Origin of the sequence: Streptomyces sp. S186 (assembly GCF_051603415.1) — a bacterium.
In the GTDB taxonomy this organism is placed as follows: domain Bacteria; phylum Actinomycetota; class Actinomycetes; order Streptomycetales; family Streptomycetaceae; genus Streptomyces.
Map to the genome: position 1 here is coordinate 7,512,778 of NZ_CP193932.1, position 20,110 is coordinate 7,532,887.

General features: G+C 71.5%; 18 protein-coding genes and 1 pseudogene. 13 read left to right on the plus strand and 6 right to left on the minus strand.

What is annotated here, in order from left to right; genetic code table 11:
• The first annotated feature begins 211 nt into the window (after positions 1-211).
• The 4 genes from ACRAS8_RS32780 to proP all read left to right on the plus strand — a co-directional run bounded on the left by ACRAS8_RS32780 (position 212) and on the right by proP (position 5,000).
• A complete protein-coding gene (locus ACRAS8_RS32780) occupies positions 212-937 on the plus strand; it encodes a Mut7-C RNAse domain-containing protein (protein ID WP_438489617.1) in 726 nt (241 codons plus the stop codon).
• Positions 938-1,656: 719 nt separating this feature from the next.
• Positions 1,657-2,274, plus strand: coding sequence for a hypothetical protein (locus ACRAS8_RS32785; protein ID WP_438489618.1), 618 nt, complete (start codon positions 1,657-1,659; stop codon positions 2,272-2,274).
• Between the two features lie 179 nt (positions 2,275-2,453).
• Entirely contained in the window at positions 2,454-3,176 is a 723-nt protein-coding gene (locus tag ACRAS8_RS32790) for a class F sortase (RefSeq protein ID WP_438489619.1), read from the plus strand.
• A 228-nt stretch (positions 3,177-3,404) separates the two neighbouring features.
• Positions 3,405-5,000, plus strand: a complete 1,596-nt coding sequence (proP, locus tag ACRAS8_RS32795) for a glycine betaine/L-proline transporter ProP (RefSeq protein WP_438489620.1) — start codon at positions 3,405-3,407, stop codon at positions 4,998-5,000.
• Positions 5,001-5,033: 33 nt separating this feature from the next.
• Here the strand turns inward: proP and ACRAS8_RS32800 are convergent.
• A pseudogene (locus ACRAS8_RS32800) lies at positions 5,034-5,725 on the minus strand (hypothetical protein).
• 153 nt (positions 5,726-5,878) lie between these two features.
• On the opposite strand from ACRAS8_RS32800, the gene hemC reads away from it, so the two are divergent.
• Positions 5,879-6,814 (plus strand): hydroxymethylbilane synthase, encoded by a 936-nt coding sequence (hemC, locus tag ACRAS8_RS32805; RefSeq protein ID WP_438489621.1) that lies wholly within the window; start codon positions 5,879-5,881, stop codon positions 6,812-6,814.
• A 142-nt stretch (positions 6,815-6,956) separates the two neighbouring features.
• Here the strand turns inward: hemC and ACRAS8_RS32810 are convergent, their stop codons facing one another.
• Positions 6,957-7,034 carry a 50S ribosomal protein bL37 gene (locus ACRAS8_RS32810; RefSeq protein WP_373287922.1) on the minus strand — a complete coding sequence of 26 codons (78 nt, stop codon included), beginning with the start codon at positions 7,032-7,034 and terminating at the stop codon, positions 6,957-6,959.
• A gap of 276 nt (positions 7,035-7,310) precedes the next feature.
• On the opposite strand from ACRAS8_RS32810, the gene ACRAS8_RS32815 reads away from it, so the two are divergent.
• From ACRAS8_RS32815 to ACRAS8_RS32830, 4 genes are all read left to right on the plus strand, one after another.
• The gene (locus tag ACRAS8_RS32815; protein WP_438489622.1) at positions 7,311-7,865 is read left to right on the plus strand and encodes a MarR family winged helix-turn-helix transcriptional regulator; all 555 of its coding nucleotides are present in this window, start codon (positions 7,311-7,313) and stop codon (positions 7,863-7,865) included.
• Positions 7,862-10,420: an MFS transporter gene (locus ACRAS8_RS32820; protein WP_438489623.1), complete on the plus strand. Its 2,559-nt coding sequence runs from the start codon at positions 7,862-7,864 to the stop codon at positions 10,418-10,420. Before ACRAS8_RS32815 ends, ACRAS8_RS32820 begins: the two co-directional genes overlap by 4 nt.
• Positions 10,421-10,648: 228 nt before the next feature.
• Entirely contained in the window at positions 10,649-12,049 is a 1,401-nt protein-coding gene (gene lpdA / locus ACRAS8_RS32825) for a dihydrolipoyl dehydrogenase (protein ID WP_438489624.1), read from the plus strand.
• 102 nt (positions 12,050-12,151) lie between these two features.
• A complete protein-coding gene (locus ACRAS8_RS32830; RefSeq protein ID WP_438489625.1) occupies positions 12,152-13,369 on the plus strand; it encodes an acyl-CoA dehydrogenase family protein in 1,218 nt (405 codons plus the stop codon).
• Here the strand turns inward: ACRAS8_RS32830 and ACRAS8_RS32835 are convergent.
• The gene (locus ACRAS8_RS32835; RefSeq protein WP_438489626.1) at positions 13,353-14,333 is read right to left on the minus strand and encodes an oxidoreductase; all 981 of its coding nucleotides are present in this window, start codon (positions 14,331-14,333) and stop codon (positions 13,353-13,355) included. The two genes, ACRAS8_RS32830 and ACRAS8_RS32835, sit on opposite strands and share 17 nt — an antisense overlap.
• A 98-nt stretch (positions 14,334-14,431) precedes the next feature.
• Here ACRAS8_RS32835 and ACRAS8_RS32840 point away from each other — a divergent pair, with 98 nt between their 5' ends.
• The 3 genes from ACRAS8_RS32840 to ACRAS8_RS32850 all read left to right on the plus strand — a co-directional run bounded on the left by ACRAS8_RS32840 (position 14,432) and on the right by ACRAS8_RS32850 (position 17,167).
• Positions 14,432-14,857 (plus strand): MerR family transcriptional regulator, encoded by a 426-nt coding sequence (locus tag ACRAS8_RS32840; RefSeq protein ID WP_438489627.1) that lies wholly within the window; start codon positions 14,432-14,434, stop codon positions 14,855-14,857.
• Between the two features lie 177 nt (positions 14,858-15,034).
• Positions 15,035-16,435, plus strand: coding sequence for an MFS transporter (locus tag ACRAS8_RS32845; RefSeq protein ID WP_438489628.1), 1,401 nt, complete (start codon positions 15,035-15,037; stop codon positions 16,433-16,435).
• Between the two features lie 165 nt (positions 16,436-16,600).
• A complete protein-coding gene (locus ACRAS8_RS32850) occupies positions 16,601-17,167 on the plus strand; it encodes a hemerythrin domain-containing protein (RefSeq protein WP_438489629.1) in 567 nt (188 codons plus the stop codon).
• 61 nt (positions 17,168-17,228) lie between these two features.
• Here ACRAS8_RS32850 and ACRAS8_RS32855 read toward each other — a convergent pair whose 3' ends face one another.
• The 3 genes from ACRAS8_RS32855 to ACRAS8_RS32865 all read right to left on the minus strand — a co-directional run bounded on the left by ACRAS8_RS32855 (position 17,229) and on the right by ACRAS8_RS32865 (position 19,676).
• Positions 17,229-18,233: a Ku protein gene (locus ACRAS8_RS32855; protein ID WP_438489630.1), complete on the minus strand. Its 1,005-nt coding sequence runs from the start codon at positions 18,231-18,233 to the stop codon at positions 17,229-17,231.
• A gap of 31 nt (positions 18,234-18,264) precedes the next feature.
• Positions 18,265-19,227, minus strand: coding sequence for a hypothetical protein (locus ACRAS8_RS32860; RefSeq protein ID WP_438489631.1), 963 nt, complete (start codon positions 19,225-19,227; stop codon positions 18,265-18,267).
• A 98-nt stretch (positions 19,228-19,325) separates the two neighbouring features.
• Positions 19,326-19,676: a hypothetical protein gene (locus ACRAS8_RS32865; RefSeq protein ID WP_438489632.1), complete on the minus strand. Its 351-nt coding sequence runs from the start codon at positions 19,674-19,676 to the stop codon at positions 19,326-19,328.
• 165 nt (positions 19,677-19,841) lie between these two features.
• On the opposite strand from ACRAS8_RS32865, the gene ACRAS8_RS32870 reads away from it, so the two are divergent.
• Complete coding sequence (locus ACRAS8_RS32870; RefSeq protein WP_438489633.1) at positions 19,842-20,096, plus strand: hypothetical protein; 255 nt, start codon at positions 19,842-19,844, stop codon at positions 20,094-20,096.
• The last annotated feature ends 14 nt before the right edge of the window (positions 20,097-20,110 follow it).

Sequence of the window (20,110 nt, forward strand, 5' to 3'; positions counted from 1 at the left end):
AGGTAGTCCTCGGTGCTCGTGCCGAGGCGGACCGGGGCCCCGTACCGCCGCCGATCGCCACAGATACGGCTCGAACGACGCCTGGGCAGCCACCGGGGCGATGTGCTCGATATCCGCGGGGGTGAACAGCTCGCTGGCCGAGACCAGCGCGGGCGCGGCCGCCGTGGAATGCGCTGGCTGACACGGCCCGCCCGGTGCCATGCTGTGCGACGTGAACGGACCCGAGATCACCCTGACCTTCGCCCCTGAGCTGCATGTTTTCGTCGGGGCCGAGCGCGCCGCCGGCCGTACGACGCTGGTGACCGACGGTTCCTCGACGCTCGGCCATGTCATCGAGTCGCTCGGCGTCCCGCTCACCGAGGTCGGACGGCTGGTCGTGAACGGGGCCCAGGTAGCCGTCTCGCACGTTCCGGGCCGGGGCGAACACATCGAGGTCCAGGCCGTAGAGCGCCCCCAGCGCGTCCCGGGCGCACCGCTGCGGTTCCTGCTCGACGTCCACCTCGGCACCCTGGCCCGCCGGCTGCGGCTGCTCGGCGTCGACGCGGCCTACAGCAACCAGGACCCCGGAGACGCCGCCCTGGCCGCGCTCTCCGCGCAGGAGCGGCGGGTGCTGCTCTCCCGCGACCGGGGGCTGCTGCAACGCCGGGAGATCTGGGCCGGCGCGTACGTCTACAGCGACCGGCCGGACGACCAACTCCGCGACGTACTCGGCCGATTCGCCCCCGCTCTCGACCCCTGGACCCGCTGCACCGCCTGCAACGGCCGCCTGGCCGCCGCCGACAAGGACGCCGTCCAGGAACAGCTCCAGCACGGCACCCAGCGCACCTACGACGTCTTCGCGCAGTGCACCGCGTGCGGACGGGTCTACTGGCGCGGCGCCCATCACGCCCGTCTGGAGGCGATCGTCGAGGAGGCGCTGCGGGCCGGCACCGGCTGAACCGCGCCGCCGCGCCCACCCGCCCCCGCCCACCATCTGTACGAACTCCGCGATCTCCTCGCTCTCCTCAATCCGGCCGAGCATGCCCGGAGACCCGCCAACCGGTCGTCGTTCCCCTCGAACAGCACGGCCATAGAGATATGTTGGGGAATTCCGAGCCGACCTCTGTCGCGACTGGCGCCGCCGTACGGCCGGCCGACCCATCTCCCTCGGATTGACGTCACGTCAGCCAATAGGCAGTCAGCAACCGGCGGCGTGAGCGTCCAGGCACCGGCACCCCTGCCTGGCATTGGAGTGACAGGGGTGCCAGGCCGGCCCCTCTCCCGTCCCGCCGTCACCGTCCCACCGTCCTGCACGACGATGGTCGTGACATCGCCACAACCTCCAGTCGCCCGCTCTCGCCGCCCCCCAGCACCGTCCGCGCCCTCCGGGCCCCGTTAGCCCCCCTCTAGCCCACCTTGATGACGACACGGCGGAGACACGCGCCGTCCAACGGGTGAATTCGCCGTCCTCTGCCACCCGAAGAGCCGATGTTGTCGCTCGAATGCGGCGTTCTCCGGTGGTGCCGAGCCCGATTCCGACTGACGGTGATCACGTCGCTACTGCGATCCGATGCGCCGACGAAGTGTCAGCCTTCGCAGTCGCGCCGAAAGGAACATGACTCCATGCGCACTGCCCGCACTCTGTTCGCTTCCGCCGCCATTACGGCGGTGCTCTCCATGACCGCACCAGCCGCGAATGCCATGGGCCTGGTCCAGGACTTCGCGACGGGCAGCGGTACCTCAGTCAGCGGCGACGACCACGGCCGGGGCGACAATGATCACGGTCGTGGCCGTTACGGCGACCGGGACCGGGACCACGGCCGCTACGGCGACCGGGACCGTGACCACGGTGGCTGGGGCGACCGGGACCGCGACCACGGCGGTTACGGCGACCGCGATAACGGCCGGGACCACGGCTACTGGGGCGGCCACCACCGCCATCCGCACGGTGGCGTGCACACCGGTGGTGGCGCGCTGGCCGATGTCGTGGTCGGTGACTGGGACAACGACTACGGCGACAACGATCACGGCCGGGGCCGGGACCACGGTCGCGACCGGGACCACGGCCGCTGGGGCGACCGGGACCGCGACAACGGCGGTTACGGCGACCGCGACAACGGTGGCTGGGGCCACGACCACTGGGGCCGCCGTCCGCACGGCGGCGTCCACACCGGTGGCGGTGGGATGGCGATGTCCGGCAGCGGTCTGGCCGCCGGTTCCGTCCTGATGCTCGGTGGTCTGGGCGCTGGTGCCTACATGCTGCGTCGCCGCAACACGTCGGGCACCGCGGCCTGACAAGGCTGCCCCCTCCGGAGGTCGATGTGCAGTCGCGGCCACCGTCCTCGCCGGACGGTGGCCGCGGCGATTCCATGTCCGCCGCCATGGTGCCGCGCATCCCCTGACGGCCCGCGTGCCGTCCGATGACGCCGCGCCGCCCGCCGCGACTCGCCCCGCCCGCTCACGAAAGGCCCCCCATGACCGCCCCGCAGTCGCCCCAGCCGAATCCGAGTCCCGATCCGACCAAGGAAGCCGCCGTGCCTCGCCCCGTGGGACGCGGCCTGATCTGGGCCGTGAGCGCGTTTCTGCTGGGTGCCATCCTCGTCTACAACTCCGTGGACACCTCGGCGGACGCCAAACCGCAGTCCTCGTACGCGGCCACCCCGACCGCCGCGGCCCCGACCCCGACCCCGACGCCGGAGACTCCGGCTTCGTCCGCCCCCGATCTGGCCCTGGCCCGGTCCGTACCGAAGCGGCTGTCCATCCCGGAGATCGCCGTGGACGCGCCCTTCACCCCGCTGACCCTCGGCCCCAACGGGCAGCTCAACGCGCCCCCGGCCGGTGACAAGAACCTCGTCGGCTGGTACCAGGACGGTGCCACGCCGGGCGAGCGGGGCGCCGCCATCGTCGCCGGACATGTGGACACCAAGACCGGCCCCGCGGTGTTCCTCCAGTTGGAGACCCTCAAGCCCGGGGCCTTGGTCGAGATCACCCGCGAGGACGGCATCGTCGCCACCTTCAAGGTCGACTCCGTGGAGACGTTCAGCAAGGCGAACTTCCCCAACGACCGGGTCTACGCCGACACCCCGGACCCCCAGCTCCGCCTGATCACCTGCGGGGGCTCGTACGACCACAAGGTCAAGGACTACATGGCCAACGTGGTGGCGTTCGCCCACCTCGTCTCGTCGAGGCGGGCGTAGGGCGCGTCCTGGCACGCACGGCCACGGCCCGGCGCAGGACGCGGGCAGTGTGGCGAGGACGCGTGGGGCGGGGTGGGCGGAGTCCGGGGCGGCCCGAAACGCCGGCCCGGGCTCCGGCCGTCCCGACACGCGGTTCCGGCGGGTCTGCTCTCGCCGCGGAAAACACGGAGAAATAATGACGGATATGACGAATATGAGGCACCGAATTCCGCGCGCTGACGGGATGAAATGAGCGCCGCCCGCCGCAATCCGCAGGGCCGCCGCCCGGCCCGGAAACCATCCGCCGGCGGAAGCGCCGCCACCGACCGCCTGCTGCGCATTGCGCTGCGCCGCCGAAAGCAGCCGCTGAGTCACGCGGATGTGACGATCACCGACCGGCCGGCGGTGCGCCGGGCGGTATCGGCGGCCGCGCTCGGCAACACCATGGAGTGGTTCGACTTCGGCGTCTACGCCTATCTGGCGGGCACCTTGGGAAAGGTCTTCTTTCCCGCCAGCTCGCCCGGCGCACAGGTGGTCTCGTCGTTCGCCACCTTCGCCGCGGCCTTCGTCGTGCGGCCCCTCGGCGGGATGGTGTTCGGTCCCCTGGGGGACCGCATCGGACGCCAGCGGGTGCTGGCCGCCACCATGATCATGATGGCGGTCAGCACCTTCGCCGTCGGATTCCTGCCCGGATATCACGCCGTTGGTTTCGCCGCGCCGATTCTGCTGCTGGTCTGCCGGCTGGTACAGGGATTCTCCACCGGCGGTGAATATGCCGGAGCCACCACATATATCGCCGAATACGCCCCCGACAAACGCCGTGGATTCCTCGGCAGCTGGCTCGACTTCGGCACCTTCGTCGGATACGCGCTGGGGTCGGGACTGGTCACCGTGCTCACCGCGGTGCTCGGCGAGGACGGGCTGGTCTCCTGGGGCTGGCGGCTGCCGTTCCTGGTCGCCGGCCCACTCGGGCTGATCGGCCTCTACATGCGGATGCGGTTGGAGGAGACCCCGGCCTTCCAGCGCGAGGCGGAGCAGGCCCACAAGGAGGCGGAGGAGGTGCGGGCCGCGGGCGGCGAGGACCCGGTCGAGGTCGCCCGCCAGTCCGGCCACGGCAGGCTCAAGGAGATCTTCACCCGGCACTGGGAGGCGGTGCTGATCTGCATGGGCCTGGTGCTGCTCTACAACGTCACCAACTACATGGTGACCTCCTACCTGCCGACCTTCATGACCGAGACGCTCGGCCAGGACCCGCTCACCGCCCAGCTGCTGGTCCTCGGCACCATGATCGTCGTGGTACTCACCATCACCACCGTCGGCCGCAGTTCCGACCGCTGGGGCCGCCGCCCCCTCTTCATGGCCGGCAGCCTCGCCCTGATCGCGCTCTCCGTCCCCGCGGTGCTCCTCATCCGGGCCGGCGGCATCCTGCTGCCCGCCCTCGGCTGCCTGATCCTGGGCCTGCTGCTGGTGATCTTCGCCGGCACCTCCGCCGCCACCCTGCCGGCGCTCTTCCCGACCCGGATGCGGTACGGCGCGCTCTCCATCGCCTTCAACATCTCGGTGTCGCTGTTCGGTGGCACCACGCCGCTGTTCGCCTCCGGCCTGGTGCAGCTGACCGGGAGCCACATGGTCCCCGCGTACTACCTGATGGCCGCCGGCGTCGTCGGGTTCTTCTCGACGCTGTTCCTGCACGAGACCGCGGGCAAGCCGTTGCGCGGCTCCGGCCCGATGGTGGAGACCAAGGAGCAGGCCCACAAGCTGGTGGCGCACAGCCGCACCGAGGCCGGGCGCCGGGCCCGGGACATCTGGATCCGGCTGCGGCACCCCTGGGCCCGGCGGCACTGACGCCGCGGCCCCGGCGGCTCGCCGTCCGGGGCCCTACGCCCGCACGGTGCCGTCCCAGCGCCATTTCGAGCGGCGCGGGCGCCCGGGCAGCGCGATGCGGCCGGTCGCCCAGAGCAGCGTCGGCCAGGGGGCCGCCCCGGCCGGGACGTCCGGGAACAGCCGGTCCAGCACCCGCGCGCACACCTCGGCCGGCGGCTCCCAGCCGAGCCCCAGCCCGGCGGCCAGATCGTGGGTGTGCACACCAGGGTCTCGACGATCCCCATCGCCGCGAAGCCCTCCGGGTCGGACACCCCGAAGACATGGTGGGCGCGTACCTCGGGCGGGGTGGTGCGCACCATGGCCACCAGCAGCGCACCGCACGCCTCCAGGGTCCGGAGCAGCCCGGCGGGCCCGGCGGCCCGGTCGGCGTGCACCGCGTTGGCCGGGCCGCCGGGGCGGCGGGCGTGCCATACGAACGGCACCTCGCGGTCCAACGGCGGTGTGCCGGAGCCGAGTTGGACGGCGTAGGCGAAGAGATCGTCACTGAGGTGCTCGACCGTCTCCCAGCAGTCCCACTCCAGCGAACCGGCCCGCCCGCCGTCCTCCCACGCCGAGGCCGGCGCGGTACGCAGCAGCCGCACCGCGAGCCGTACGGCACGGGCGAGATCGTCGGCGGTGACGGGATCCGGGGCGGCGGGAGGCGCGGAGTGATCCGTTCCGGCGGGGTTGTTGCTCGATCGGGACATGCGGGAACGGTATCGCCATGGCCGGAGCGGGGGGGGGACCGGGCGGCCGGGCGCGGGTCCGTCGTCCGCGTACCGGAGCGGGGTGGCGGGACGCACGCAAACTCCGACGTGCTGTCGGTAACTGTCCGTATGTGACGGTCTATCATCGGCGCCATGTCCGCCCCAGAACTGATCCGCATCGTCTCCCGCGACTCGCCGATGGCCCTGGCCCAAGTGGAGCGCGTCCGCGCCGAGTTGGCCGTGCTGCACCCCGGCATCACCACGGAGGTCGTCCCCGTCAAGACGACCGGGGACCGGTGGATGGGGGCGCTCTCCCAGGTGGAGGGCAAGGGGGCGTTCACCAAGGAGGTCGATGCCGCCCTGCTGGCGGGCCAGGCGGACCTCGCGGTGCACTGCGTCAAGGACATCCCCGGCGACCGCCCGCTGCCCGCCGGCACGGCGTTTGCCGCCTTCCTCAAGCGCGACGACGTCCGTGACGCGCTGATCCACCCGGGCGGCCTGCCCCTCGACGAGCTGCCCGCCGGCACCCGGATCGGCACCTCCTCGGTGCGCCGGATCGCCCAGCTCGCCGCCTCGCACCCGCACCTGGAGTGCGTGCCGATGCGCGGCAACGCCAACCGCCGCATGGAGAAGCTGGCCGCCGGCGACGCCGACGCCCTGCTGCTGGCCGTCTCCGGACTGGAGCGGATCGGCCGCACCGACGCGATCACCGAGATCCTCCCGGTGGACGTGATGTGCCCGCCCATCGGCGCGGGTGTCCTGGCGCTCCAGTGCCGCGAGGACGACAGCGACACCATCGGCGCGGTCAGTGGCCTCGGCGACCCCGCGACGTACCGGGAGACCATGGCCGAGCGGATGCTGCTGCACGTCCTCCAGGGCCACTGCAACAGCCCGATCGCCGGATTCGCCAGCATCGACCGGCGCGGTGAACTCTCCCTGCGGGCCAGCGTTTTCACGCCCGACGGCAAGACCGTCCTCAACGCACACGAGTGGGCCGGCCCGCTGACCCCCGAGACGCTGGGCACGTCCGTCGCCGTAGCGCTGCTGCGCCAGGGCGCCCGCGAGCTCATCGATGGCATCGCACACTGACCTCGACGACCGGCTCGCATGACGAGCGGCACCCCGACGCTTGCCTTCGGCGGCGGGGTGTACCGCATCACCCAGTGGCTACCCGGAGTGCCCCGCGTCCGTCAGGGCCGGCTAGTGGCCGTTAGCGCCCGTTAGTGCCCGTTCAGGACTGTGGGCGCTTGCCGTGGTTGGCCGCGTGCTTGCGGCGTGACTTCTTCTTGCGGCGACGCTTCGACGACATGGATTTCTCCCTTCCGGTCGAGAGGGCTGGGGCATTTCGGCATATCTACCACCTCGTCGCGATTTTTCACCGGGGGAGTAGGGGTGCTGGGAGGGGGCGCCGACGGCCCGGCGTCATTTCGCGTCGCTGGGAAGTCGCGAGGAATCGACCCACGGTCGGCGGTGCCGGCGTGCGGCGCTATGCTTGCTGGATACAAGCAATGTATCCAGTGGATCGACTGGATCACGGCAATCACGCAATCACGCATGCACGCATCCAGTGCGAAGGATCACGACGATGAACAACGGCGCGGTCCGTGCCTGTGACGGGGCGGGGACCACGGAGATCACCGCCACGTCGAGCCTGGACGAGGCGGCCGCGGGGCTGGGGACGGAGATGGTCCGTTTCACCCGGCTGATCGCGGCCTGGAAGCAGCGGGTCAAGCATGACGCCGGCGCCGCGGACCGGGTGCTGCTGGCCAGACTGGTGTGCGGAGGGGACCAGCGGGCGACCGATCTGGCCGCCGACGCCTTCCTGGACCTGTCCACGGTCAGCCGACAGGTCCGCTCGCTGGTCGAACGCGGTCTGGTCGCCCGGCGCCCGGACCCCGAGGACCGGCGCGGTTCGCTGCTGACCGCCACCGAGGCGGGGCGGGCCCGCTTCGAGGACTACCGGCGTCAGCGCGACGCCGAGCTGGCCGGGATCCTGCAGTCCTGGTCGCCACAGGACCGGGCCGATCTGATCCGGCTGATGAGCCGGCTCAACGCGGATCTGGCAGAACGTCAACACGTACGGCCGGGCCCCGGGGGAGACCAGGGCACCACCGTGGAGCAGGGAGAGATACGCAGATGAGCACAGCCACCTCTCCGCCGGGGGCGCAAGCCAAGGCGGCACCAGGGCCGGGGGCGCTCACCCACCGCCAGATACTCACCATCCTCAGCGGTCTGATGCTGGGGATGTTTCTCGCCGCCCTCGACCAGACGATCGTCAGCACCTCCATCCGCACCATCGCGGACGATCTGCACGGACTCAGCCAGCAGGCGTGGGCGACCACGGCCTACCTGATCACCTCCACGATCGCCACCCCGCTGTACGGCAAGCTGTCCGACCTCCACGGCCGCAAGCCCTACTACCTCGCCGCGATCAGCATCTTCGTGACGGGCTCGGTGCTCTGCACCTTCTCCACCTCGATGACCGAACTGGCCGCGTTCCGCGCCGTCCAGGGCCTGGGTGCCGGCGGTCTGATGTCGCTGGCGCTGGCGATCATCGGTGACATCGTCCCGCCCCGGGAGCGCGCCCGGTACCAGGGCTACATGCTCGGTACGTTCGCCACCTCCAGCGTCGCCGGCCCGCTCATCGGCGGCGCGCTGGCCGGCCAGGCCACCCTGCTCGGCATCACCGGCTGGCGCTGGGTCTTCCTGGTCAACGTACCGATCGGCATCATCGCGCTGTTCGTCGTCGCCAAGGTCCTCAACATCCCGCACACCCGACGGAACCGGCGCATCGACTGGTGGGGCGCGCTCACCATCACCATCGGCGTCGTCCCGCTGCTGCTCGTCGCCGAGCAGGGCCGGGAGTGGGGCTGGACCTCGGCCCGCTCGATCACCTGCTATGCCGTCGGCGTCGTGGGCATCATCGCCTGGGTTCTGGTCGAGCGGTGGATCGGGGACGACGCGCTGATCCCGATGCGGCTGTTCCGCAACGGCACCTTCAGCAAGACCAGCCTGCTGTCCGTGCTGATCGGTATGGGCATGTTCGGCGGGATGCTGATGATTCCGCAGTACCTCCAGATCGTGAAGGGCGCCAGCCCCACCAAGTCGGGCCTGGAGATGCTGCCGTTGATGGCGGGCATGATGATCGCCTCGATCGTGTCCGGCCAGATCACCGCCAAGACCGGCCGCTACAAGATCTTCCCGATCATCGGCACCGCTCTGATGGTCGCCGCCATGCTGCTCTTCCACTACCGCGTCCAGTGGGACACCGCGCTGTGGGAAACCATGGTCTACATGCTGGTCTTCGGCCTCGGCCTGGGTGGCTGCATGCAGACCCTGGTGCTGGCCGTGCAGAACGCGGTCCCGCCGCAGGACATGGGTGTGGCCACCGCCTCGTCCACGTTCTTCCGGCAGATGGGTGCCACCGCCGGTACCGCGATCTTCCTCTCGGTGCTGTTCAGCACGGTCGGTGACAAGATCGGCGACGCGTTCCGGGCCGCCGCGTCCACCACGCGCTTCCAGGAAGCGCTCAAGGACCCCGCCGTCCTGCACGACCCGGCCAACAAGCCGGTGCTCGACATGCTCAAGCACCCCGGGAACGGCGGCTCTTCGGGTGTGCTGAGCGACTCCTCGTTCATCCAGCACCTGGACCCGCGGCTGGCCGAGCCCTTCAAGCGAGGCTTCGCGGACTCCATGCACACCGTCTTCCTGATGGGCGCGGTCGTCGTCGCGCTGGCCTTCGTGCTGATGTGGTTCATCAAGGAGGTGCCGCTGCGGCAGATCTCCGGCCTTCAGGCACGGGCCCAGGCAGAGGCCGAGGCCAACGGTGAGGTGCTGCCCGCGGAGGAGAGCGCACCGGCGGCCGCGCCGGCCCCGGAGGCGGTCGCACCCGCTGCCGAGCACGTCCCGGACCCCGGCGTCGACGCGTCCGGTCCGCCGATCCGCGGCACCGTGCGCGACAGCGGCGGCCACCCGGTCCCGCAGGCCGCGGTCACCCTGATCAGCGTCGGCGGGCGGCAGCTCGGCCGCACCGTCACCGACGCCGACGGCGGCTATGCGCTGCCCACCACCGGCCCCGGCACCTACGTCCTGATCGGTTCGGCCGGCGCCCGCAAGCCGCAGGCACTGACCGTCGTGGTGGGCGCCGAACCGGTCGTCCTCGACCTGACCCTCAGCGGTGCGGCCGGGCTGTCCGGCGAGGTCCGCGAGGAGAAGAACGACGACCCGGTGCCCGGTGCGCTGGTCGTCGCCACCGACGTCCGCGGGGAGGTCGTGGCCTCCGGCGTCGTCGGCCAGGACGGCGGCTTCACGTTCGGCGAACTGACCCCGGGGAGCTACACCCTGGCGGTCAGCGCCGAGCGCCACCGCCCGTCCGCCCTCCAGGTGGAGGTGGCCGCCGGCACCCGCAACTGGTACGAGATCCGGCTGACGCCGGGCGCCCAGGTGCGCGGCACCGTCCGCACCGTGCAGGGCGGCGCGGTCAACGACGCCCGGGTCACCCTGCTCGACCCCGCGGGCAACGTCGTGGGCACCGCCACCAGCGGCCAGGACGGCGCGTATGTCTTCACCGATCTGGACAGCGGTGAGTACACGCTGATCGCCAGCGGCTATCCGCCGGCCGCCGCCCCGCTGCGGCTGACCGCCTCCGGACAGGCCGAGTGCGACATCGAGCTCAGTCACGACACCGTGCACTGACCTTCCGCCGCAACGGCACCGGCCAGGGCCCGGCGACTTCGGTCGCCGGGCCTTCGCGTACGGCCGCCCGACGGCTCCCAGGCACGTCCGCGTCCACCTGCCCCCCCGCCTGGACCGCGACGCGCTGCGGCCCCGACCGCCCCCGCCTAGGCTGCCGAGCATGAGCGAGCCGAACACGGCCCGGTGCCTGCCCGGCGCCGCAGCCGACCGACGCGGCGGGTGCGCGGCATGAACACCGACTTCGACGTGGTGGTGCTGGGCGCCGGCCCCGGCGGGTACGTCGCCGCCATCCGCGCCACCCAGCTCGGCCTGCGCACGGCGATCGTCGAGGCCAGGTACTGGGGTGGTGTCTGCCTGAACGTCGGGTGCGTGCCGTCGAAGGCACTGCTCCGCAACGCCGAGATCGCCCACCTCGTGAACCGCGAGGCGAAGACCTTCGGCATGCGGATCGACGGGCAGGTCACCTTCGACTACCACGAGGCGTTCCTGCGCAGCCGCAAGGTGGCCGAGGGCCGCGCCAAGGGCGTGCACTACCTGATGAAGAAGAACAAGATCGAGCAGTTCGAGGGCGTCGGCGCGTTCATCGATCCGCACACCCTCCATGTCACCCTGGGTGACGGCCGGACCGAGACCCTCTCCTTCGCACACGCCATCATCGCCACCGGCTCGGTCACCCGGCTGCTGCCCGGCACCTCCCTCAGCCGCCGCGTGGTGACGTACGAGGAGCAGATCCTCTCCGACGAACTGCCGCGCAGCATCGTCATCGCCGGGGCCGGCGCCATCGGCGTCGAGTTCGCCTACGTCCTCCACAACTACGGCGTCGAGGTCACCCTCGTGGAGTTCCTCGACCGCGTGGTACCGCTGGAGGACGAGGAGGTCTCCGCCGAACTCGCCCGCCGCTACCGCAAGTTGGGCATCAGCGTCCTGCCCTCCACCCGTGTCGAGGGAATCGACGACTCCGGGGAGCGGGTGCAGGTCACCGTCACCACGGGCGGCCAGCGCCAGACACTGGAGACCGACCAGGTCCTCCAGGCCGTCGGCTTCCAGCCGCGGATCACCGGCTTCGGACTGGAGAACACCGGCATCCGGCTGACCGAACGCGGCGCCATCGACATCGACGGCCGGTGCCGCACCAACGTCCCGCACCTGTTCGCCATCGGTGATGTCACCGCCAAGCTGATGCTGGCGCATGCCGCCGAGGCGATGGGCATCGTGGCGGCGGAGAGCATCGCCGGCGCGGAGACCATGGAGCTGGACTATGTGATGATCCCGAGGGTGACGTTCTGCCAGCCGCAGATCGCCAGCTTCGGCTGGACCGAGGCACAGGCCCGCGACCGGGGCTTCGACGTCCGGGTGGCCAAGTTCCCGTTCACCGCCAACGCCAAGGCGCACGGCGTCGGGGACACCGCGGGCTTCGCCAAGATCGTCAGCGATGCCGGACACGGGGAGATCATCGGCGCCCACCTCATCGGCCCTGAAGTAACCGAACTCCTACCAGAACTGACGCTCGCTCAGAAGTGGGATCTGACCGTCCACGAGGTGGCCCGCAACGTCCACGGCCACCCCACCCTCGGCGAGGCGATCCAGGAAGCGGTCCACGGCCTCGCGGGCCACATGATCAATCTGTGACGGTGACCCACCTTCGGCGGCGTAGAGTTCCCGGACATCGGTCGCGGGCGATGTCACTCACTCCTCGGCCGGTCGGTGGTCGAACGCGAAGGAGGTCAGCGCATGGTGAGGGTCGCGGGGAACGGGGAGGCCGGGCCCGGCGCGCGGGACGGGCGGGCGGGTTTACCCCAACGGGCCGCCGCACTGGTCGAGTTGCTGCGGTACAACGCCGCCCGTACCGAGCGGGATCGCCGCATTGCCGACGAGAATCTCGCGGCACTCGACGAGGCCGGTCTGTTCGGTGTCACGGTTCCCGAGCGGTTCGGCGGACGCCAGGCATCCGTCCGTACCCTCGTCGAGGTGGGTTCGGAACTCGGCCGCGGTTGTGGCTCCACCGCCTGGACGACCAGCCTGATCAACATCTCCGGCTGGCTCGTCGGCCTCTACCCGGAACGCGCGCAACGCGAGGTCTACGAGGAGAATCCGCGCGCGCGTGCCTGTGCCGTACTCCCTCCGCACGGGACGAGCCAGGCAACCGACGGGGGCCAGGTGGTCAGCGGCAGGTGGGGATTCGCGTCAGGCTGTCTGCACGCCCAGTGGGCGTTGCTGGGCGTCTCGGTCACCGACGACGCGGGCACACGCCTGGACCAGGGACTGGCGCTGGTCCCGATGGACCGGTTGAGGATCGAGGACACCTGGCACGTCGCCGGGATGTGCGGCACCGGAAGCAACACCCTCGTCGCCGACGGTGTCTTCGTCCCCTCGCACCGCGTCCTGTCGGTGCCCGGAGCGATGCGGGGCGAGTACCCGACCGAGTTCGCCGACGAGGTCCTGTACCGCGCGGCGTTCGTCCCGACGCTCGCCCTGTCGCTGGCGGGCCCGTTGCTGGGCCTGGCCCGCGGCGGGCTGGAGCTGGTACTGGCCTCGCTCGCGGAGGGGCGCGGCATCTCGCACACCTTCTACGAGCAGGCCCGGGAGGCTCCGGCCACCCAGACGCAACTCGCCGAGGCCGCCCAGCTGATCGACACCGCCGCCCTGCACCTGTGGCGCGCCGCGGACGAGGTCGATGACTGGGCGGCCGGCGGCCGGTGCATGCCCCCGTTCGACCGGATCCGGGTGCGCATGGACATCGGCACCGTCGCCCGCTGTTCACGGGAGGCGCTGGACATCCTGCTGAACGTTCACGGGGCCCGGAGCTTCGCCGACGCCAGTCCGTTGCAGCGCATCTGGCGGGATCTGGAGACCGGCTCGCGCCACGCCATGGTCAATCCCGCCATCGCGACCGAGATGTACGGCCGGGCGCTGCTCGGCATCGAGGAACAGGTCACGCCGCTGATCTGAGGACGGGTGCGGCGCCGGTCGCCGCGACGGACAGGTCCCAGAGCCGGGCGGCCGCGCCGCGGTCGACGGCGTACCCGCGCACGCCGCCGTCGTCCATGGGTTCGGTGGGGGCGGAGCGGCGCGCGATGTCGCAGTCCTCCAGGTAGAGCCCGCCGCGCTCGTCGAGGAGTGGGGAGGTGGCCGCCCACAGGCCGGTGGCGGCGCCCTGGGAGGGTGACTTGAAGTCGGCGCCGATCACGTTGCCGTGCTCGTCCACCCATCCGCGGTCGATCTGCTCCTGACGCGTCATCTCACGCTGCAGACCAGTGATGATCTTGCCTGGATGGAGCGCGAACGCCCGGACACCGTCGTCGCGGCCGAGGGCGTCCAGCTGCACGGCGAACAGGGAGTTGGCGGTCTTGGACTGGCCATAGGCCAGCCACCTGTCGTAGCCGGTGCGGAAGTGCGGATCGTGCCAGCGGATGTCGGTGAGGGTGTGTCCGGCGGAGCTGTTGACGACGACGCGCGCGCCGTCGGCGGCGGCCAGGAGCGGGTACAGCTCACAGGCGAGGACGAAGTGCCCGAAGTGGTTGGCGGTGAACTGGCCCTCCCAGCCAGGACCGACGCGCCGTTCGGGCGTGGCCATCACACCGGCGACGGCCATGAGGAGGTCGAGCCGGCCGAGGGTGTCTGCGAGGTGTGCGGCGGCGCTGCGCACGCCGGCGAGGTCCGCCAGGTCCATGGGGAGGACTTCGCAGCCCGCCACCCCGTCGAGAGCGGCGCGGGCGGCCGCGGGCCGGCGGGCCGGAACGACGACCCGGGCCCCGGCGGCCGCCAGACACCGGGTGGTTTCCAGCCCGAGTCCGGAGTAGCCCCCGGTCACCACAGCGGTGGTGCCGGAGAGATCGAGGCCGGCCATGACGTCCTCGGCGGTGCTGGCGGCGGAGAAGGGCGAGCCGAGCGGCTGCTGATCAGTGCTGGTCATGCCCGCAACGCTACGAGCTGGAGCGAGGTCTAGATCAAGTCCCACGGGCTGTCCGATGGTCAGGCGGGACTGCGGACTCGCTCGTCTACGCTGCCGGTATGACGACGACCGCCCAGACCCCCGCGGAGCTCCTGAGCATCGGCGAGGTTGCCGAGCGGACCGGCCTCAGCGTGCACGCACTGCGTTTCTACGAGCGGGAGGGCCTGCTGGTCGGACCGGTCCGGCGCACCACAGGCGGACGGCGGCGCTACACCACGTTCGAGGTCGAGTGGCTGCTGATCTGCGTCAGGCTGCGGGAATCGGGGATGCCGCTCGCCGATCTCCGACAGTTCGCCGCGCTGGTGCGGCAGGGGCCGGGCAACGAGGCCGAACGCCTGGAACTGCTCGACGCCCACCGGCGGCGCGTCGAGGCGAAGATCCAGGCACTGGAGGAGTGCCGTTCGGTCATTGCCTGGAAAGTCGGTGTCTACGCCGAGCACCTGGCCCGCGGCGAGGCCGGCGGGCTCTGGGACCCGACAGCCTGAGACACGGGCGGGGCCTGGGACGCGGACCGCTGACGGTCCCTCACACAGCGCAATTGTGTCGCCCGGGAGCGCGGTGTCGGCGGGTCGTCAGGTTTCGCCGGCCCGGCACAGGCAATGCCTTGGAGGCCGCGGACCGGTCCGCAGCGACCGCTGGTTGTGAACTGCTTCTGGAGCGCCATGAGCACGGTTGTTGCCCGCAGCATGTCGGTGTCCGTCCCCTCAGCCCTTATCGGCCCCCTGCTCGTCTTCGTCCTGCTCGACGGGTTCATCCAGGGCAGTGTGGTGTCCCTGCTGCCCGCCATCCGCGACACGTTGCACACCGGCACCGGACCGGCCATGTGGATCACGGCGACACAGTTCCTGTCCGCCGCGGTGTGTGTGCCGGTCTTCGGGCGCCTGGGCGATCTGCACGGCCACCGCCGCATACTGCGGGTGGCGCTCGGGACGGTCACCGTCGGATGCCTGCTGTGTGCCCTGGCACCGACGCTCGGGGTCTTCCTCGCCGGCCGGGTCCTGATCGGTCCGATCAGCGCGACACTTCCGCTCTCCGTCGGACTGGTGCGGGACCGCCTGGACACCGCGGCCAGCCGACGGGGCGTCAGTCTCCTGGTCGCGGCGCTCATCCTCGGAGCGACGGCCGGTACGGCCACGGCTGGGCCCCTGGCGTCCGTCGCCGGCGGCGGGCGCACGGTGCTGTGGAGCCTGGCGGTGCTGGCCGCGGTGGGCCTGGTGCTCGCCCTCACCCCGCGCATCTCCGAGACCGGACGGCTGGCGAGCGGACGGATGGACTGGACGGGCGCCGTGCTGCTCGGCCTCGGCCTGACGTTGCTGCTCGGCTCCGCGGCCCAGGGCGCGGCGCATGGCTGGCGCGCGCCGCCGGTCCTCGTCGGACTGCTGCTCGCGCCGGTGGCCCTGGGCCTGTGGGTGCGTTCGTCGCTGCGCAGCAGTGAACCCCTGGTCGATGTGCGGGCGATGGCGGGCCGCGCCATCGCACCGGCCTTCGCCTGCGGATTCGCCGCGGGTGTGGTGGTCCTGGGCGGGCAGGGGGTCACCGTCGCGTTCCTCGACGCGGTCCCGGAGAAGGCCGGATACGGCTTCGGGCTGCCGCAGTGGCAGATCGGTCTGTGGATCGCCGTACCGGCCCTGATCAGCTTCCTGACCGCCGGTGCCTCGGCTGCCGTGGGCCGGCGCCTGGGTTACCGCGCCATGCTCACCGTCGGCTTTCTGCTGATGGCCGCCGGATTCGGGGTGGAGATCGCGGGGCACGCCGTCATGGCCACGTGGTACGCCGGTCATCTGCTGGCAGGTGTGGGCATCGGCCTGGCGGTCAGCGGGCTGCCCACCGTCATCACCGAGGGCAGCCCGCGCGATCGGGCGGCGTCCGCGACGGCCGTCTACTACAACCTCAAGACGGCCGGTGGCAGCATCGCCGGAGCCGCCGCGGCCGCGCTCTTCAGCGGTCTGCTGACCCGCTCCACACACCAACCGGCCCTGGCCGCCTATCTGTTGCTGTGGGGCGCGTGCGGGGCTCTGGCCCTGGTGTCGGCGGCGCTGATCCGTCTCACACCGCGGACGTAGGGGAGGCACAGGGCGACTTCGGGGCACCCGGAACGCCGGCCGGGTGGCGCCGGTGGCCGGGAGGTCTCGTCAGGCAATGCGCGGGGGCGCGCGGGATACTGGTCGAGGAGGGAACCGCACGCCGGCCCAAACCGCGACGTCACCCCACGTGAAGGAGCCCTTGCCATGGGACACGGCGGAAACGTCATCAACGAGCTGACGGCGGACCACCGCGAGGTGGACGCGCTCTTCGAGGAACTCGCGTCGCTGCCGACCGGCACCCCGTGGCGCCGGGAACTGGCGGACCGACTCACGGTGGAACTCGTTCGACACTCCGTTGCCGAGGAGCAGTACCTCTATCCCACGGTGCGCGAGCACGTAGCGGGCGGACGCACCCTCGCGGACCGGGAGCTCGATGACCACACCGAGGTCGAGAAGCTGCTCAAGTCCCTCGAGTCGCTGGAGCCCACCGACTCCCGCTTCGACCAGCAGATCGCCAAGCTGCAGACCACCGTCCAGGCCCACGTCCAGGACGAGGAGAAACGGCTCTTCCCGCTGCTGGCCGACGCCTGCTCCGCGCAGATGCTCGACGAGTTGGGCGAGAAGGTCCGCAAGGCCAAGAAGACGGCGCCGACCCGGCCCCACCCGTCCGCTCCGCACACCCCGCCGGCGAACAAGATCCTCGCCCCGGGAACCGGACTGGTCGACCGGGTGCGGGACATGCTCACCGGCCGCAGACACCACATCGCCTGAGCGGCGTCCAGGGGCTTGACGGCCCTCATCGCCTTGACGGTCCTCGTCGCGGGGAGGCGCGTCAGGCCGCGCGCTTGCCGGCCTTCTTGCCAGTCTCCCTGCCCGTGGTCTCCTGGCGCGTGGTCTTCGTGCCGAGGGCCTTGATCAGCTGGTCGCGGTTCATCTTGGACCGGCCGGGCACGTCCCGGTCGCCGGCCAGCTGGTACAGGTCGCTCTTGCTGAGGTCCCGCAGATCCCGGCGCCGGGTTCCTTTGGGCCGGGTTCCTTTGGTGTGACCGGTGCCGCGCCCCTTGCGGGCCTCCTCGACGCTGTTCCGCAGCGTTTCCATCAGGTCCACGACGTTGGTGGCCGCCGGCGGCTCCTCGGTGCCGGCGACCTCCTGGCCCTTGGCCTTCGCCGCGACGAGTTCGCCCACCTTCTCCTCGTAGGTGTCGTGGTAGTCCTTCGGGCGCCAGTCGATCGACAGGGCGTCGATCAACTGGCGTGCGGTGTCCAGGTCCCGCCCCCGTGCCTGGCGCCGCTCGGGCAGGAACGGCAGTTCCTGGTGCGGGTCGCGGACCTCGTCGGCCCAGTGCAGGGTGTGCATGGCCAGGATGTCCTCCTGGGCGCGCAGCGCCACCAGGTACTGCTTGCCGCGCATGACGAGGGTGGCGATACCGGCCTTGTCCGCCTGGCCCAGGGCGGCGCGGAGCAGTTCGTAGACCTTGGTGTACTCCTGTGCCTTGGGCGCCAGGTAGTAGGTGCGGGCGAAGTAGACCGGCTCGACCTGGCCGAGATCGACGAAGCCGCGGATGTCGATCACCTGTGACCTGCCCGGTGCGATCGCGTCGAGCTCGTCCGGCTCGACGATCACGTAGGTGCCGTCGACCTCGTAGCCCTTGACGATGTCGTCGTAGTCGACCTCCTTCCCGGTCCGCTCGTTGACCCGCTGGTGGCGGATCCGGTCGGAGGTGCCGCGTTGCAGCTGGTGGAAGTGGACGGTGTGGTCCTCGGTGGCGGTGAACAACTGCACCGGCACCGACACCAGCCCGAAGCTCACCACGCCACTCCAGATCGCCCGCGCCATGACCCGACCCTGCCCTTCTCCTCGTGGCGGCTCAGCGATCGCGGTGCTCGGGGCCGGTCCGCCGCCGGGCGGACGCGATCGCTTGCGTGGCGTGGCGCCGGATCTCCCGTTCGGCCTGTTCCGCCTGTCGCACGCGTTCACCGGCCGTCTCGGCCGCCCGGCGTGCCCGCCGCAGCTCGTCCTCGGCCTCCGCCAACTGTCCGCTGAGCGTGGTGATCTGCCGCTGTGCGGCCTCATGCCGGTCGAGTGCCTGCCGTTCCGCGGTCCTGGCCGCGGCCACCTCCTCCGCGGCCGCACGCACGTCCCGCTCGGCGACCGCGGCCTGCTGTCGGGCCCGCTCCGGGTCCCGCTCGCGCCCGCCGTCCGACTCGGGCGCGAGGCGCGTCGCCCGCGCCCGACGACGCGTGCGGGCGGCATCGAGGTCGACGACCTTCCCCGTACCGGCGTGTGGGGTGGGGGCCGCGGCCCGTGCTGCCTGGGGAACGTCCGGCGGAACGCCCGGGGGGACGTCCACGTCCGGGAGGGTGCCGAAACCGATGGCCGTGAGTGGCTGTGTCAGCCGCCCGCCGGCCCAGTCCCGGGCTGCCTGTCGGTCGGCCAGGACGGCCCGCAGGGTGCCCTCCAGCTCCCGCTGGGCGTTCGGGCCGAGGGGGTGGCCCGCACGTGCGGTCAGCCTGCGTGCCTGGCCGGTCAGCGTGGCCACCACCTCGTGTTGCCGCCCGGACAGCTCACGCAGTCGTCGGCCGTCCAGCTCCTGATGGGCCTGCTCCAGCTCCTCGCCGAGCTGGAGCAGTCGTGCCCGGTCCTTGCCCGGGTCGCGGGCCAGGAGGTTGGCGGCCCAGGCGGCGAGGGTGGGCCGGCGCAGCTGCCGGATCCGTTCCGCCAGCTCCCGGTCGCCGGCCGCCCGTGCCGCCAGGGCCCGCCCGTCGCGCACCGCGGTGAACTCGTCCGGTGGCAACGCGTAGAGCTCGTCGGCGACGGTGTCCAGATCCACCTGGCCCTCCAGGGGCGCGCGTGCGCCCTACGGGCATCGGCCGGCGGCGCCGACGGTGGCCCCCCTGCCGCCGTGCGTCGCCTACCTCACGTGATCACTCAATGGCCGAACCGGAAGTGATGGCGCTTGGGGCGCTTGGTCGCGGTGCCGCCCGTGGCCTCGGGCACCTCGTCTGCCGTCCCGGGCTGCCCGGCGGGCATCCGGGCGCTGCGGACGGCCGGTCTCCGGTGCCGCGCCCGTGTCATGCCCGCCATGATCATGGCGAGGGCAAGGCCCAGGATCAGCGTGAGCGCGATGCCGGAGAGGAAGATCGCCAGGCTGTTCATGGTGGCGATGTGGTTGCCGAACACCCCCACGCCGTAGTCAGGCCCGCCGGCGAGGTTGTCGGCGATCAGCACACCGATGAACGCCCCGGTGGCAGCAAGGAGCAGTAGTCCCAGGAGGAGCATGGTGGCCACCTTTCTGTGACATCCACACCTCCACTCTGTCACCGCACGGACACTCTGTCACCGCACGGAGCTGCCGTCGCGGTGACGAGAAACGGCACCCCTACGGGACTCGTCCGGACGGCCGGTCCGGGAGCGCCGTGCGCGGTCAGCCCGCACCGTGGAGGCATGGACAATGCGCCCGACAGGGACCACGCTCCCAAGACCGACCACGCTCCCAAGATCCTGGTCGATGCGCCGAGGGCGGACGGCGGACGCCGGGTCTGGATCGGTCACGACTCGGTGGGCCTGGCCTACGGCAGGATCGACGTCCTGGAGTTCGCCCGCCGCGCCGGGCTCGACCCCGACCAGGTCGATCTCCACGACCCGGACGTGGTCCGGTGGCGGGGCGGCGGCCCCGACGACTGGACGCCCGGCGCGTGAGGCCGGCGCACAGG